Origin of the sequence: Halovenus anhuiensis (genome assembly GCF_037080055.1) — an archaeon.
Classification (GTDB): domain Archaea; phylum Halobacteriota; class Halobacteria; order Halobacteriales; family Haloarculaceae; genus Halovenus.
This window is the reverse complement of the sequence record NZ_JBAOJI010000004.1, coordinates 75,718-89,763: the sequence shown is the minus strand read 5'-3', so window position 1 is coordinate 89,763 and position 14,046 is coordinate 75,718. Positions and strand designations below refer to the sequence as shown.

The window sequence follows — 14,046 nt, the reverse complement described above, 5'->3', positions numbered from 1 at the left end:
GGCAACTGAATGGGAAAAGAGCTAAATCGAAATCTATTGAATATCCGGTATGAATGAGGCTGACCGTCGGACAGTTCTCCGCGCTGGCGGGGCGGTTCTCGCTGGCTCCGCAATCGCTGGCTGTCTCGACGATACCGATTCCGGAGACAACGAGGAAAACGACGGCGAGCAAAACGAGACTGAGGACGGATCCCAGAACCAGACGGACGGCACCGAACCCGAGGAACCGACGGAAGAATCGCTACGTATTCAGAACGTTACGTTCCTGGCGGGCCAGCCCCGCGGCTACCGGGACTTCGAGACCGTCCAGAACGCAACGTACGGCGTGACGGACCGGATCCGCGTCTATTTCGAGCCGACCGGTTTCGGGACCGAACCGGCCAGTGATGGAGATGTCAGCGTCGATCTCATCACGTCGATTTCGATCACCGATTCCGCGGGCACAGAGGTCTACAGCAACGACGACGTTCTCCGCCAGACATTCTCGGAGGAGGACGAAGACGAGTACTTCGCATTCTGGGATGTGAGTCTCCCGCCGGAATCCGATGCCGGGGAGTACACGGTGACACTCACAGTCGAGGATCAGATCCGCGGCCAGACTGCCGAGACGACTGCTACGTTCACCGCCGAACCGGTTGACGAACTCGCCATCGAGAACGTGACGTTTCTGGACGGACAGCCTCGAGGGTACCGTGATTTCGACACTGTGCCAGGACAGACTTACGCGGTCACCGACCCGATCCACATCTACTTCGAGCCGACTGGATTCGGCACAGAGGAGGCCGACAGCGGGGACCTTGGCCTCGACATGATCACGTCCCTCGTGATCACTGACAGCCGTGGGACAGAGGTGTACAACAACAGCGACATTCTCCGGCAATCGCTCACCGAAGATCAGGTCGACGAGTACTTCGCGTTCTGGGGAGCGACCCTCCCGCCGGGAACTGAACCCGGCGAATACAACGCGAGGATCACGCTCGAAGACCAGATTAGTGGCCAGACCACCGAAACGACTGCTACATTCACGCTCGAAGAAGCCGAGTACTCCAGCTACGCCCAGCAGTTCCTCGACACGATCCGGTCGGAACTGGAGATCACCGTCACCGGGTTCGCGGAACGAGACGTTGTCAACCTCCGATACACCAGTTCCTTCGAGATTTCGACCGAGAACGCCAGAAATCAGATCGGCTACATCGCGGGCGTCTACGCCGGTGTGATCGATCAGGGCTGGTCCACCGAACGCCTCATCGGCACCGTCACCGACGCGAACGACGACCGGTATCGGTTCGAGGCCGACAGTGAGTCCGCTCAGGCGTTCATGAACGACCAGATCACGGCCGACGAGTTCGCGGCTGAGGTCCTGAACTCGCTCGAAGAACTGTAAACGCACAGTCACGGCAAAACAGTATAGTGCTCTGGCCCGTTTCAGTCGAACATGAGCGGGGAGGACGATTCAGTCTCTGTATCGCTCCCGGACACACTCGCCGACCGACTCGATACGCTGATCGAGGAGGATGTCTTCGCGTCCCGCGACGACGCGTTACGCTACGGCGCTCGACTGGTCGTCCGCGAGGAAACAGCGCGCGAGGATGCGGTGGTCGAACCCAGCGATCCGGATCCACCCGCAGACGACAGCCCACCCGGTCGAGCGGGCGGCGGCGGACGGAGCGCTCAGGAGTAAGCCACCCGTCCATTCTTGTCTCTGGAGTCAAACCAGCGGTATGGACACTGCTGTCGTCTGGTTCCGGGACGATCTGCGCATCACAGACAACCCGGTGCTCGCTGACGCGGTCGACCGCGCGGATACGGTGCTCCCGGCCTACGTCGTCGACCCGCGCCGCCGCGGCGACTCCGAGTACGGACCCGCGAAACTCGGCGGACACCGCGCCCGCTTTCGCCGCGAGAGTCTACTGGATCTCCGAGACTCCCTTCGCGAACGCGGCGGCGAGTTGGTGGTCGAGGAGGGCCGGGCCGAATCGGTTCTCCCCACTCTCGCCGCCGAGTACGACGCCGACGCTGTCTTCGCACAGACCAAACCCGCGACCGAAGAACTCGAACGCGAACACGCGGTTCGCGAGAGTCTGCCCGCGGATGTCGAACTTGAGCGGCGCTGGACACACACGCTCTATCACATCAACGACCTCCCGACTCCCTACGACCAGATCAACGATACGTTCACGCCCTGGCGCAAGGAGGTCGAACAGGGAACGGAGGTCCGGAGCCCACTCTCTGCTCCCGAGAAGATCCCCGCACCGGAATCCGTCGAGTCCGGTCCGATTCCGACCGTCGGCGAACTCGCGGGATCCGAGACGGCCGACACGCTCGACGGACCCGACGACCGGGCGGTCCTGCCGTTCGAGGGCGGCGAGACGGCGGGCAAAGAGCGACTTGAATCGTACTTCTGGGAAGGTGATCATCTTCGGGAGTACAAAGAGACCAGAAACGGCATGCTCGGGGCCGATTACTCCTCGAAGTTCTCGCCGTATCTCGCGGCTGGCTGTCTCTCGCCGCGGTGGATTCACCGCGAAGTCGAACGATACGAGGAGCAGCGAGTCTCGAACGAGGACACTTACTGGCTGCTCTTCGAGTTGGCCTGGCGGGACTTCTTCCAGTTCCAGTTCGTCAAACACGGTCGCGACTTTTTCCTGCCTGGCGGCATCCGCGGCGTCGACAAGGACTGGCAGCACGACCGCGAGCAGTTCCAGCGATGGGCCGACGGCGAGACCGGTCTGCCCTTCGTCGATGCGAACATGCGCGAACTCAACCGGACTGGCTACATGTCGAATCGGGGCCGCCAGAACGTCGCCTCGTTTCTCGTCGATGCTCTGAAAATCGACTGGCGGTGGGGCGCGGCCTACTTCGAGGAACAACTGATCGATTACGACGTGGCCTCGAACTGGGGCAACTGGGCGTATCAGGGCGGCGTCGGCAACGACTCGCGGGACAACCACTTTAACGTGCTCTCACAGGCAGAGCGCTACGACGGCAACGCGGAGTACGTCCGGACATGGCTGCCCGAACTGGCCGAGTTGCCGCCGGAGTACGCCCACCGACCGTGGCGCATGGGCGAGACCGAACAGGCCGACCACGGCGTCGAACTCGGCATCGAGTACCCGCGGCCGATGATCGACTTCGAGGATCGGTACGCGGAACTCGGTCGCCAGTGAGGCTCAGATTTCGTCGAGAACCGGGACTGGTCTGTCGAGTTCGTTCGCCGCGTAGGCACCGAGAAAGCCGCCGGCGATAGACGCGCCGATGGTGTACAACCCGACGCTGAGGAATATCAGGACGACGATGCCGCTGAACAGCGGCGGCGCGCCACCGAGGGCGATGACGCCCAAGATCAGGTACATGATGAGGAAAAACGGCGCGAACATCACCACGCCCGCAACGCCGCCGACAAATGCACCGTCGGCCTCAGTTCCGCCGCGCAGATAGCCAGCGACGAGCCCCCCGAGCACCGTCGAAAACGGAATAAAGGAGAAGACGAGACTCGTGAGCACGCCTGCGAGGACGCTCAGGAAGATCCCGGCTTTTCGTCGTGGCTGTCCGGCCGGCGCTCGACTCCTGCTGTTCGTGGCCATACTGATATCTGATCGGCGATGGGTAAAAAGTCCGGAGATGGTCACATCCGGCTGAAACGGCGTGTTGTCTCTCCACAAAGTATACACGACTCGTTGCTGAACACGCTCGTATCACTTCACTATTTGATTCCACTCAGCATGTGTCCACCTGATAACGAGACGCGTCCCTCCCGCGACGACGGCCCGAGACAACTCCGCACGGCCGTCGGTCCGCTCTGGCAGCGCATCCGCGCCCGGTTCACGGTCGACACCAGGGCCATCGCTGCCTATCGAATCGCGCTCGCCTCGCTGCTCCTCCTCGATCTCTTTCGGCGCTCCCGGTATCTCGAACGGTTCTATACGGATCAGGGCGTGTACCCGCGTGCCGCCTACGAGGTGACCTACGCCCAGTACAACGGCTACTCGTTGCACGCGCTGTCCGGCGATCTCTGGTTTCAACAACTACTCTTTGTCGTCGCTGCTATCGTCGCTGTCGTCTTCCTGCTCGGATACAGGAGCCGACTCACCGGGGCCGTTTCGTTTCTCCTGTTGCTCTCGCTGCACGCCCGAAATCCGGCCGTGCTCAACGGCGGCGACGGACTGTTTCGGATTCTGCTCTTTCTGTCGCTTCTCGCACCGCTGGGTGAACGCTGGTCGGTCGACGCACTCAGGCGCGGGGAGGCCCGCGAACAGGTCTGTACGTTCGGCACGGCTGCGGTTTTGCTCCAGCCGGTCGTCGTCTTCACTGCAAACGCCATCCTGAAACACGACGGCGAGCACTGGTACGCCGGCGATGCGCTCGAAGTTGCCCTGCTCAACGACTCGATGCGATTTCATCTCGGCAACGTCATCGTCGAATACCCGGCGCTCATGACGGCGCTCAACTACATGTGGGTGGCCCTGCTCGCCGGGTCGGCGCTGTTCTTGCTCGGAACGGTCGGGCGGAGTCGAGCACTCGCTGCGCTCGGCTATCTCGGCGTTTTCTTCGGCATGTCGACAGCGATGGCTGTCGGCCTCTTTCCGTTCATCTTGATGAGTTCCATCCTCCCCTTTCTCACCACGCCATTCTGGGACACGCTCGGGCGTCTCGTCCCTGCTCGCTGGCGCGACCGAATTCCCGACCGCGACCGGTTCGGGCCGCTGGCAACGCCGCCGATCGAACGCCGACTCCTCGATAGGCTCGACCCGAAGAATCGACTCGTCGTGACCGAATTCGCTCGCTCGCTGCTGACCGCGGTTGGCTTTCTGACCGTGGTCTGGATGCTGTTGTTCGCCGCGAGTGACGTGACCGATCGCGACGTTCCCGACGCGATCGATTCTGCGCATCTCGACCAACAGGAGTGGGGGCTCTACGCGCCGGATCCCTCCGAAGGGTACGACTGGTACGTGACCGAAGCCGAACTCGCCGACGGGCAGTCAATCGACGTTTCTGATGGCGGCGCTGTCGAGTTCGACCGGCCGCCGGACGCGACGGCCGCGTACGAGAGCTACTACCACCGGAAGTTCATGAACCTCGTCGAACAGTCAGCCGACGACGAGGCCAGCCCCGTGGTCGCTCGCTCGTACGGGGAGTGGGCCTGCCGGCAGGCGGCGGCCGGGAACGACGAGCCAGTCAAGCGGGTGATCGTCCACCGCCTCTATCAGTGGAGTCCACTCGACGGCTCTTACGACGAGCCAAACCGATGGACGATCATCGAACACGACTGCTAGCCTCCTGAGACTACAGTTCTCGGACTGTCGCCAGCACGTCACCGAGGGCAGGAGCGTCGAAGACCTCTCGCCCGGTGTACTCGTTCGTCCCGGCACAGTAGAGATCCCGAGCGGTCTGGATAACCTCGTCGTCGAGCGGTTCGGGCTGGCGTTCACAGAGGGATTTCCAGTCGGCGACGCCCTCCTCGTCGGCCCGTGATTTCGCGGTGCTGACGGCCTCGACCCACTCTGGTTGGGTGCGCTTGTGGTACTGCCGGATCACTTCCTTCGAGATCTGCTGGCCCTCACGGGAGAAGCGGTTCTCGTCGAAGGTACCCACCACGTCGGCGACGCGGATCTCTCCCTCGTAGTAGAGACACTCGATCTTGCCGTCCTGATGGTCGAGACCGGCGTCGGCGGCCTGTTCTGTAACGATCCGATTCACTTCCTGTGCGACCGATTCGAGATCGTCGACCGCCGCCAGCCCGGCGATATCGGCGGCTTCCTCCCGGTCGAGATATCGGTCCTGTTTCTCGTACTTCGTCGAGAACTCGACGATTGGCTCGGGGAGATCGACTGGCTCGTCGGGCCATTCTTCCATCGAGAGGCCGTGATCTGTGGGGTCCGAACGCTTGCGCAGCGAGGAACCGACGGGGACGCGATTACGGAAGACGATTTCGAGTGGAATCAGATAGTGGTCGTCGACGGCGTCGTAGTAGGCGTCGTAATCATAGCTTCCGCCCTCGAAGGGCAGGTCGGGAACCATCGTCAGATCGATGGCCATCTCCGTCGGCGCGTCGTCGCGGTCGAGTGCGGTCTCCAACGCAACCACATCACCGTCGGAGACGACGCCGCGGTAGTGCGTCGGGATTTCCTCAGATTCGAGCAACTCGAAGTTGAACGCGCCCATCGCACAGAGTGACGCCCCCTTATCGGGAATCTGGTCGGGCATCTTCCCCCAGTCGAACACGGAGTAATCGTCGGTGAATTCGAAGACTCCCCGGCCGAGTTCCGCGCGAGTAGCCTCGTCCTCGATCCGGAAGTTCTTGACACTCGTCATTGGGCGTCCGTACTCGGGCGGTGGTTAAGATAGTTGTAGTTTCGGGCTCCGTCTCAACTGCGGAGCCGGACCGACACCGGCCGCTTTTATAGAGTGGCCGGACAAGAGCCAGACAGATGATCGAACTGGCGGTCGCGATTGCGGTGGTCGTCGTCACCACGGCAGCCATCTGGATCGGCAGCGGCTGGCTCGAAGACGCGAGTGCCCGCCTCGCGACCTACTACCAGCTTCCACCGGTCGTTCAGGGCGGCATAATCGCTGCCGCTGGATCGAGCTTTCCCGAACTGGCGAGTGTCGTCTTCGCCGCCCTCGCGGGTTCCTTCGGGCTTGGTGTCGGCGCAATCGTCGGTTCGGCGATTTTCAACGTCCTCGTGATCCCTGCACTCGCCGTGCTGGTCCCGGGCCGAGATATGAATTCGACGCGGACGCTCGTGCACAAGGAGACACTGTTCTATCTGCTCGCGGTCGTCGTCCTCTTTTTGACCTTCGCGCTCGCGCTGATCTACAACCCGATCGACGGCACGCTCTCGGGACAACTGACTCGCCCGCTGGCTGCCGCACCCCTTCTCGTCTACGTACTGTATCTCTTCTTGCAGTGGCAGGACACCGTCGATTACACCGAGACACCGCCGACCAGCGGAATCGAGCCACGCAAGGAGTGGGGCTGGCTTTTAGCCGGGTTGCTCGTCATCCTCGTTTCCGTCGAACGGCTCGTCGATTCCGTCATCTATCTCGGCGAAGTTGCGGACACGCCGGATTTCCTCTGGGGGGTAACCATCGTCGCGGCGGCGACCAGCCTCCCCGACACGCTGGTCAGCATCCAGGCCGCCGACAGCGAGGACCACGTCGCCAGCATCGCCAACGTCGTCGGCTCGAATATCTTCGATCTGCTCGTCGTCATCCCCTTCGGTATCCTCCTGCTCGGGGCCGCACCGATCGATTTCGGCATCGCCGCACCGATGATGGGCTGTCTGATCGCGGCGACGGTTCTGCTCTTCGTGACTCTGCGGACCGGACTTCTGCTCACGAGTCGAGAGGCGTATCTTCTGCTCGGGGCGTACGCGCTCTTTGTCGTCTGGGTTTTCGCCGAAGCGGTCGCGCTGGTTAGCTTGCTCCCGAACTGATCGGCGGCCTCGACAATCACGACGTGGCCGACACACTGGTATCCTGGTGTGAGTTTGCCGCTGTCGGCATCGTCATCGCCACCGTCGTTCCGCGAGGCGTGTTCTCGGTAATCGAGAGCGTCCCACCGATCTGTGTCACTCCCCAATGGACTGCCCACAGCCCCAGGCCGCTGCCGTGTTCCAGTTGGTCCTCACCCCCGGAGTCGAGAACGGCCCGCTCGTGTTCCGGGACGCCCGGTCCGTTGTCAGAGACGGCGATCACCGCAGAACCGTCTCGGGACTGCTCGACCGAGACAACGACGAACGGTTCCGAAGTGTCGTTGTGTTTCGCCGCGTTTTCGACGAGTTCGGTGAGGACGGTTTCGAGGACTCGCTCGCTGGCGGCCACCGTCGCGTCTGCAGGCACCGCCGTTGTTAGCTCGACACCCGGATACGCCGAGCCGATATCGTCGATAACGCGCTGAACGATGGGCTCGACATCGACCGCTCGCTGGCTTCCGGTCGCAGCCATCATACTTTCAATATCGCGGGCACTCTCGGCGACGCCGACCAGATCCCGCGTCGTCTCGATGATCGCTTGTGCGGAGTCTTCGCCACCGTCACCCTCGCTGATGAGCTGTGCCCGACCGATGATACTCGTCGCGTCGTTCCGAAGGTTGTGTCGCAGGACTCGATTGAGGACTTCGAGACGCTGCTCGCGGTTCTGTCGTCGTGTCACGTCCCGGAGGACGTACACCGTCCCGCGGGTCGTTCCGCCGTTTCTCACCGGCGAACGGGTGACGGCGAACTGCCGGGTCCCGTCTGTCGTCTCGATTTCGACCGGCGACTCCGTATCCAGTTCCGATTCCTGGCGTCCGACGACCGCCGGCAGGGGCTGACCGACCGACTCGGCTGCGGTCATCCCGAATATCTCGCGAGCTACCGCGTTCAGCCGAAGAACTCGACCCTCGGCGTCGGTGATGATCACGGCATCAGCCATCGAATCGAGCGCTCGTTCGGGACCGATGTTGCCGGCGGCCGGCGAGGACTCGAACAGTCGAAGTGGTCCGATGACGAGTCCGGCGACGGCAACGCTCACGAGGTAGCCGCCGGCGAGCACGCTGATCGCCGCCCCGTCGCCGTATGCGGCTCCCAGTTCGGGAACGACGAAGTTCCCGAGCCACGGCCAGCCGCCGACGAAGGCGAGCGCGGCCGCCAGCCGCGTGTCGAGGTGTTCGTATCTGAGGACGTTCACGGCGACGATTCCGACGGCAACGAGGACCAGCGCAGCCGTGTAGTACCGCCCGACACGGTCGAACGTTACCGCGGCGTCGAAGACGAGCGGCGGGAGCCCGGCGAGCAGTTCCAGCGGCGCCGCCGCTCCCGGTGTCTTTGCCGGCGTTCCGAGAATGAGCAGCAGACTGCCGACCGCTCCGGCACCGAGTGGGACGAGGACGCCAGCGGTTCTCGCTCTGGAACTGAACAGTGCAATACCGTAGTACCGACAGCTCACCGCCAGCAGCGCGACCGGGATGGTGAGGTTCGTGCCCAGCCAGATCAGCTTGTTCGCCGTTCCCGAGCCCGCGGTCACACCCAGACAGAGTGCCGTGGCGCTGAGCAGACCGAGCAGTGCCAGGAAGGGCTGCCCGACCGGACCGGTGGCCGTGCGGGCGGTCCGAACGGCCGCTCCGAGTAGTCCCACACTTGCGGCGATCAGTAGGAGCCGACTCACTGTGATGGTGGTTTCCGTCTCGACGATTCCCGCGGTGAGTGCTGTGGTTCCGATCATTGCTGGCAATTGGCTGTGAGTCCTCTCGCTGAGTCCGTCTGTATCTGTCTCTCTCTGTTCGACATACCAAGAGCTGCTCGCCGAGGTCCAAAGTGAATTTTTCAAACTGCGTGTGAACTCCGTCTAGAATTCAGCGTTGTCACCCGAATCTGGCCAGATTTATGTGATCCGGCATTTATCCCCTACAAGATGGAGAAGGCGCTGTGGTATCTAATCACCGGAACACGGGGTGGGGAGAACCGTGCTCGTATCATCCGCCTTCTTCAACAGAGACCCCACAACGCCAACCAGTTGGCCGGGAAGTTCGATATCGGGTACAACACCGTCCGACATCATCTCGACATGCTCGAAGAACACGATGTCGTCGAGCCAGGGGGCAACGACTACGGCGAACTCTACTTCTTGACCGACCAGTTCGAACACCACGAAGACGAATTCGAGACCATCATGGAGCATCTGGAATGAACACGCTCGCTATCGCTGCTGCGCTGTCTGCCCTCACCGTTCTCGTCCTGCTGGTGCTCAGCGGCATCTGGCTCCAGAGCTACCGAACGTTCGGAACACCACTCGCCCTCGGTTTGCTCGCCTTCTGTCTGGTCTTGCTCGCCGAGAATCTCGTTGCGCTGTATTTCTACTTTTTTACTATGGAGATGCTGTTCGTCGACGATCCGACCATCGGGACCCTCGTCGTCGTGATGCGAGCGCTCCAGCTAGTTGCCGTTTCCGTGTTCACCTACGTGAGCCTGGACTGACCATCACGAGCGCTCGCCGCTTGCTCGCTCGCGGACCGACCGGAAGATGCTCCCGGAGGGAAACAGCGTCACAACCGTCAGAAAGGACAAGGCGAGAAACTGCATCGCACGCAGTCCAACGACCGCGTACATCGCCCTCGTCCCGCCTGCGTAGACCATTTCCGTCGAGAGATAGGCACCGATTGCGACGAGATTTTCCATCGCCAACACACCGGCAAACAGTAACAGCCCGAGCAGGAGATTCGTCCGGAAGGTCCGGTAGTTCCGCAGCCAGACGGCCCCGAGGACGGCCAACAAGAAGAGATTGACCACGGCCAACCCGACCGCCGAACTCATCCAGAACGCCATCTGTTGTGCGCTCGACTTTGAGCTACTGCGGCCTAACTGTGTCGCTCATCGGTCGATTCCGTCGGAGGAGTGGTGGCTTTATTCACTGTCGGATCCAACAGACCGGTATGAACATACTTCTCGTCGGCGGCAGCGGCTTCATCGGCACACACCTCAGCGAGCAATTGCTCGCTCGCGATCACGACGTGACGGTGCTCTCCCGCAGTCCCGACAGCGGAACGCTTCCCGACGGCGTCGAGACAGCGATGGGTGACGTGACGGCGTACGACTCCATCGAATCGGCCTTCGAGGGGCAGGATGTGGTCTACAACCTCGTTGCGCTCTCGCCGCTGTTCGAGCCAAAGGGCGGCAACGAGATGCACGATCGACTCCACCGCGGCGGCACCGAAAACTGCGTACGCGGCGCCGAGAAACACGACATCGAGCAGTTCGTCCAACTGAGCGCGCTCGGGGCCGACCCCGACGGGCCGACCCACTACATCCGAGCCAAGGGCCGCGCCGAGGAGCACGTCCAAGACTCCGAATTGGACTGGACGATTTTCCGGCCTTCGGTGGTCTTCGGCGACGGCGGGGAGTTTCTCTCCTTCACTCGGAAACTCACGCCGCCCGTCCTCGCACCGCTGCCCGGTGGCGGCAAGACGCGTTTCCAGCCCATCTACATCGCGGATCTGGTCGAGATGCTCGCCGATAGCATCGAAGACGAGCGCCACGTCGGCGAAACGTACGAAATCGGCGGGCCAGAAGTGCTCGAACTCGCCGAGGTCGCCAAACTCACGCGACAGGCTCGCGGGCAGTCAGTCAAGATACTCCCGATTCCGATGGCCCTCGCTGGCATCGGCCTGAGCGTCGCGGGCGCGATTCCAGGCGTCCCGATGGGCCGCGATCAGTTCCGATCGTTACAGTTCGACAACACGACTACTACAAATGATATTTCTGCCTTTGATATCGAACGGTCGGAGCTAACGACGCTACCGTCGTATCTCGGCGTTGACAGGCGCTGATTCTCCGCTGTTCCGCCGCTGTCGTGGACATAACCGGCGTTCGTATCGGTTGGCCACAAGGTTGATATGCGTCAGCGAGCGGTTCGCAGTATCGATAGTTCGGGGAAAACACTTATGTGTGCGATGGTATAGTTTCGCCTAAAGCCAGACATGAAATTAGCGATGATCGGTTTCGGACAGGCGGGTGGGAAAATTGTCGATAAATTCCTCGAATACGACGAGCGGACGGGCAGCGGCATCGTTCGCTCGGCCATCGCGGTCAACACCGCGAAGGCGGATCTGATGGGGCTGGAGAACGTCCCTGAAAAAAACCGTGTCCTGATCGGTCAGGCCCGCGTGAAAGGCCACGGCGTGGGTGCGGACAACGAACTCGGTGCAGAGATCGCCGAGGAGGATATCGACGAGGTACAGGGCGCGATTGACAACATCCCCGTTCACGAGATTGATGCCTTCCTCATCGTCGCCGGTCTCGGCGGCGGAACCGGTTCCGGTGGCTCGCCGGTGCTGGCGAAACATCTCAAGCGAATCTACACGGAGCCGGTCTACGGACTGGGGATCCTGCCGGGCAGCGACGAAGGGGGGATCTACACGCTCAACGCCGCCCGATCCTTCCAGACGTTCGTCCGCGAGGTCGACAACCTCCTCGTGTTCGACAACGACTCCTGGCGGAAGACCGGTGAGTCAGTCGAAGGCGGTTACGAGGAGATCAACGACGAAATCGTTCGCCGCTTCGGTGTCCTGTTCGGGGCCGGCGAGGTCGGCAGCGGCGACAACGTCGCCGAGAGTGTCGTCGACTCCTCAGAGATCATCAACACCCTCTCCGGTGGTGGTGTCTCGACGGTCGGCTACGACGCCGAAGCTGTCGAAACCGACAGCTCCGGTGGATTGCTCTCCCGGTTCAAAGGCGACGACGACAATATCGAATCGGCAAACACGACCAACCGAATCACGTCGCTCGTCCGTAAAGCCGCCCTCGGCCGACTCACGCTGCCCTGTGAGATCGAGGGCGCAGAGCGTGCCCTGCTGGTGGTTTCTGGCCCACCGAAACACCTCAACCGGAAGGGAATCGAGCGCGGTCGGAAGTGGCTCGAAGACCAGACCGGCAGTATGGAGGTCCGCGGCGGTGACTACCCGATCAACGAGCCAAACGTCGCTGCGGCCGTGCTCCTCTCGGGTGTTCACAACGTCCCCCGGATCAAGGAACTCCAACAGATTGCCATCGAAGCACAGGAGAATATCGACGAAATCCAGGAAGAGAGCGAAGAGAATTTAGAGACCCTTGTCGAAGATGATGAAGATGAACTGGACCCACTCTTCTAAGGTCATCGTTCTAGCGGTATTGCTCGCCGTCTCCCTCGGAGCGGCCGGGACAGCAACAGCCTTCGAATTCGACGACAGCGGTGTCAACGACGAGATGGAAGTCGGCCAGCAGCAGACCGCCACCGTCGTGATGGAAGAGCCCTTCGCCGAACGGAACCCGGGCTGGACGCTCTCTGTCGACTCTGAGTTCGAGGACGCTGGCGTGACCATCACTGCGACGACGCCCACAGAGACGATTCAGCAGTCCGGTGAAGGAGAGGCAAACCTCACGCTGGACAACGAGGCTATCGATCAGGTCGAAATCGAAGTGACCGGGACCGTTCCGGAAATCGACCAGTACAGCTACGAGAACCCCGACCAAGAGAAGTTTACGGCTGTTCGTGTCTCCGACGCGGACAGCGGTGTCATCGAGACGTGGAACGTCAAGCGATACACTCCTGAGAGCCAAGAGGCTCGAAACCGGATCGACGAGGCCTCGGAGTACGCCAACGAGGACGATAATAACTTCCAGTCGGCGGTTGAACTGTACAACAGTGGCAGTTTCGAGCAGGCAACCACCGAAGCCGATTCGATCATCGAAAGCCAGGAAAGTAGCGAGCAGACCCAGACGATGCTGTTCGTCGGAGTCGGTGTCGTCGTGTTGCTGCTCCTGGTCGGCGGTGGCTACTACGTCTACAGCCAGCGCTCGCAGAACACGAACAAACTCCAGTAGGCGATGGACGTTTTCGTCCCGTTCGACCCGCGCGATCCGAACACCCGCCTTTCCTCCGTTCTTTCAGCCGATCAGCGGCGAGCCTTCGCAGACGCGATGCTCACCGATGTTCTCGACGCAATCGACGCAGCGGGCCACGAACCAAGAATCCTGAGTACCGCCGACCTCGACCGATCCCGGTCGGTTGTCGTCGACAACCGCCCGCTCACCGAAGCGGTCAACGGCGTCCTCGACTCGATGACACTGCCCGTTGCCGTCGTAATGGCCGACCTCCCGCTAGTCACGCCCGAAACGATCGACCGCCTGCTCGGGGCCGATGGGGAAGTCGTGCTCGCGCCCGGACTCGGCGGCGGAACGAACGCCTTCTGTTCACGCCATCCCGAATTTCGGGTCGACTACCACGACGGCTCCTACCGGAAACACCGCCGACAGGCAGAAGCGTCCGACCTGATCGTCAACACGGTCGATTCGTTCCGACTCGCGGTGGATATCGACGAACGAGCGGATCTCGCGGAGGTCCTGCTTCACGGGACCGGGACGGCCGCGGACTGGCTCGACGACGAGGGATTCGAGCTCGTCACGAGCGGCGGGCGGTGTACTGTACGGTGATCTGGCCGGCGCAGACGGCCGTCTGACGCGGCAAGAAACTTTTTGACCCGAGGATACGTAGTGGCTAACGCACGGGCCGACCCGTGCATGGGTACGTGTC

At 61.9% G+C, this 14,046-nt stretch carries 15 protein-coding genes; 11 read left to right on the top strand and 4 right to left on the bottom strand.

Going from position 1 to position 14,046, the window contains the following annotated elements:
* Window positions 1–49 precede the first annotated feature (49 nt).
* From V8P86_RS11345 to V8P86_RS11335, 3 genes are read left to right on the top strand one after another with little or no spacing between them, the layout of a single operon-like run.
* On the top strand, window positions 50–1,384 hold the full coding sequence (locus V8P86_RS11345) for a DUF8159 domain-containing protein (RefSeq protein WP_336327385.1): 1,335 nt from the start codon (window positions 50–52) through the stop codon (window positions 1,382–1,384).
* Between the two features lie 51 nt (window positions 1,385–1,435).
* Entirely contained in the window at window positions 1,436–1,681 is a 246-nt protein-coding gene (locus V8P86_RS11340; protein WP_336327384.1) for a ribbon-helix-helix domain-containing protein, read from the top strand.
* Window positions 1,682–1,721: 40 nt separating this feature from the next.
* Window positions 1,722–3,167, top strand: coding sequence for a DASH family cryptochrome (locus tag V8P86_RS11335; protein ID WP_336327383.1), 1,446 nt, complete (start codon window positions 1,722–1,724; stop codon window positions 3,165–3,167).
* Between the two features lie 3 nt (window positions 3,168–3,170).
* Here the strand turns inward: V8P86_RS11335 and V8P86_RS11330 are convergent, their stop codons facing one another.
* Complete coding sequence (locus V8P86_RS11330; RefSeq protein WP_336327382.1) at window positions 3,171–3,584, bottom strand: DUF5518 domain-containing protein; 414 nt, start codon at window positions 3,582–3,584, stop codon at window positions 3,171–3,173.
* 138 nt (window positions 3,585–3,722) lie between these two features.
* Between V8P86_RS11330 and V8P86_RS11325 the strand changes: the two genes are divergently transcribed.
* Window positions 3,723–5,273: an HTTM domain-containing protein gene (locus V8P86_RS11325; protein WP_336327381.1), complete on the top strand. Its 1,551-nt coding sequence runs from the start codon at window positions 3,723–3,725 to the stop codon at window positions 5,271–5,273.
* Window positions 5,274–5,283: 10 nt separating this feature from the next.
* Here V8P86_RS11325 and V8P86_RS11320 read toward each other — a convergent pair whose 3' ends face one another.
* Window positions 5,284–6,312 (bottom strand): phosphoribosylaminoimidazolesuccinocarboxamide synthase, encoded by a 1,029-nt coding sequence (locus V8P86_RS11320; protein ID WP_336327380.1) that lies wholly within the window; start codon window positions 6,310–6,312, stop codon window positions 5,284–5,286.
* 116 nt (window positions 6,313–6,428) lie between these two features.
* Between V8P86_RS11320 and V8P86_RS11315 the strand changes: the two genes are divergently transcribed.
* On the top strand, window positions 6,429–7,436 hold the full coding sequence (locus V8P86_RS11315) for a sodium:calcium antiporter (protein ID WP_336327379.1): 1,008 nt from the start codon (window positions 6,429–6,431) through the stop codon (window positions 7,434–7,436).
* 16 nt (window positions 7,437–7,452) lie between these two features.
* Here the strand turns inward: V8P86_RS11315 and V8P86_RS11310 are convergent, their stop codons facing one another.
* On the bottom strand, window positions 7,453–9,204 hold the full coding sequence (locus V8P86_RS11310) for an ATP-binding protein (protein WP_336327378.1): 1,752 nt from the start codon (window positions 9,202–9,204) through the stop codon (window positions 7,453–7,455).
* Between the two features lie 189 nt (window positions 9,205–9,393).
* Between V8P86_RS11310 and V8P86_RS11305 the strand changes: the two genes are divergently transcribed.
* Together V8P86_RS11305 and V8P86_RS11300 are read left to right on the top strand one after the other, a co-directional pair.
* Window positions 9,394–9,669, top strand: coding sequence for an ArsR/SmtB family transcription factor (locus V8P86_RS11305; protein WP_336327377.1), 276 nt, complete (start codon window positions 9,394–9,396; stop codon window positions 9,667–9,669).
* Complete coding sequence (locus V8P86_RS11300; protein WP_336327376.1) at window positions 9,666–9,956, top strand: DUF8036 family membrane protein; 291 nt, start codon at window positions 9,666–9,668, stop codon at window positions 9,954–9,956. Before V8P86_RS11305 ends, V8P86_RS11300 begins: the two co-directional genes overlap by 4 nt.
* A 3-nt stretch (window positions 9,957–9,959) precedes the next feature.
* Here the strand turns inward: V8P86_RS11300 and V8P86_RS11295 are convergent, their stop codons facing one another.
* On the bottom strand, window positions 9,960–10,304 hold the full coding sequence (locus V8P86_RS11295) for a DUF8036 family membrane protein (RefSeq protein ID WP_336327375.1): 345 nt from the start codon (window positions 10,302–10,304) through the stop codon (window positions 9,960–9,962).
* Between the two features lie 107 nt (window positions 10,305–10,411).
* Between V8P86_RS11295 and V8P86_RS11290 the strand changes: the two genes are divergently transcribed.
* From V8P86_RS11290 to cofC, 4 genes are all read left to right on the top strand, one after another.
* A complete protein-coding gene (locus V8P86_RS11290; RefSeq protein ID WP_336327374.1) occupies window positions 10,412–11,305 on the top strand; it encodes a complex I NDUFA9 subunit family protein in 894 nt (297 codons plus the stop codon).
* Between the two features lie 150 nt (window positions 11,306–11,455).
* Window positions 11,456–12,625, top strand: a complete 1,170-nt coding sequence (locus V8P86_RS11285) for a tubulin/FtsZ family protein (protein WP_336327373.1) — start codon at window positions 11,456–11,458, stop codon at window positions 12,623–12,625.
* Complete coding sequence (locus V8P86_RS11280) at window positions 12,603–13,337, top strand: hypothetical protein (RefSeq protein ID WP_336327372.1); 735 nt, start codon at window positions 12,603–12,605, stop codon at window positions 13,335–13,337. Before V8P86_RS11285 ends, V8P86_RS11280 begins: the two co-directional genes overlap by 23 nt.
* Window positions 13,338–13,340: 3 nt before the next feature.
* Window positions 13,341–13,946 carry a 2-phospho-L-lactate guanylyltransferase gene (gene cofC / locus V8P86_RS11275; protein WP_336327371.1) on the top strand — a complete coding sequence of 202 codons (606 nt, stop codon included), beginning with the start codon at window positions 13,341–13,343 and terminating at the stop codon, window positions 13,944–13,946.
* The last annotated feature ends 100 nt before the right edge of the window (window positions 13,947–14,046 follow it).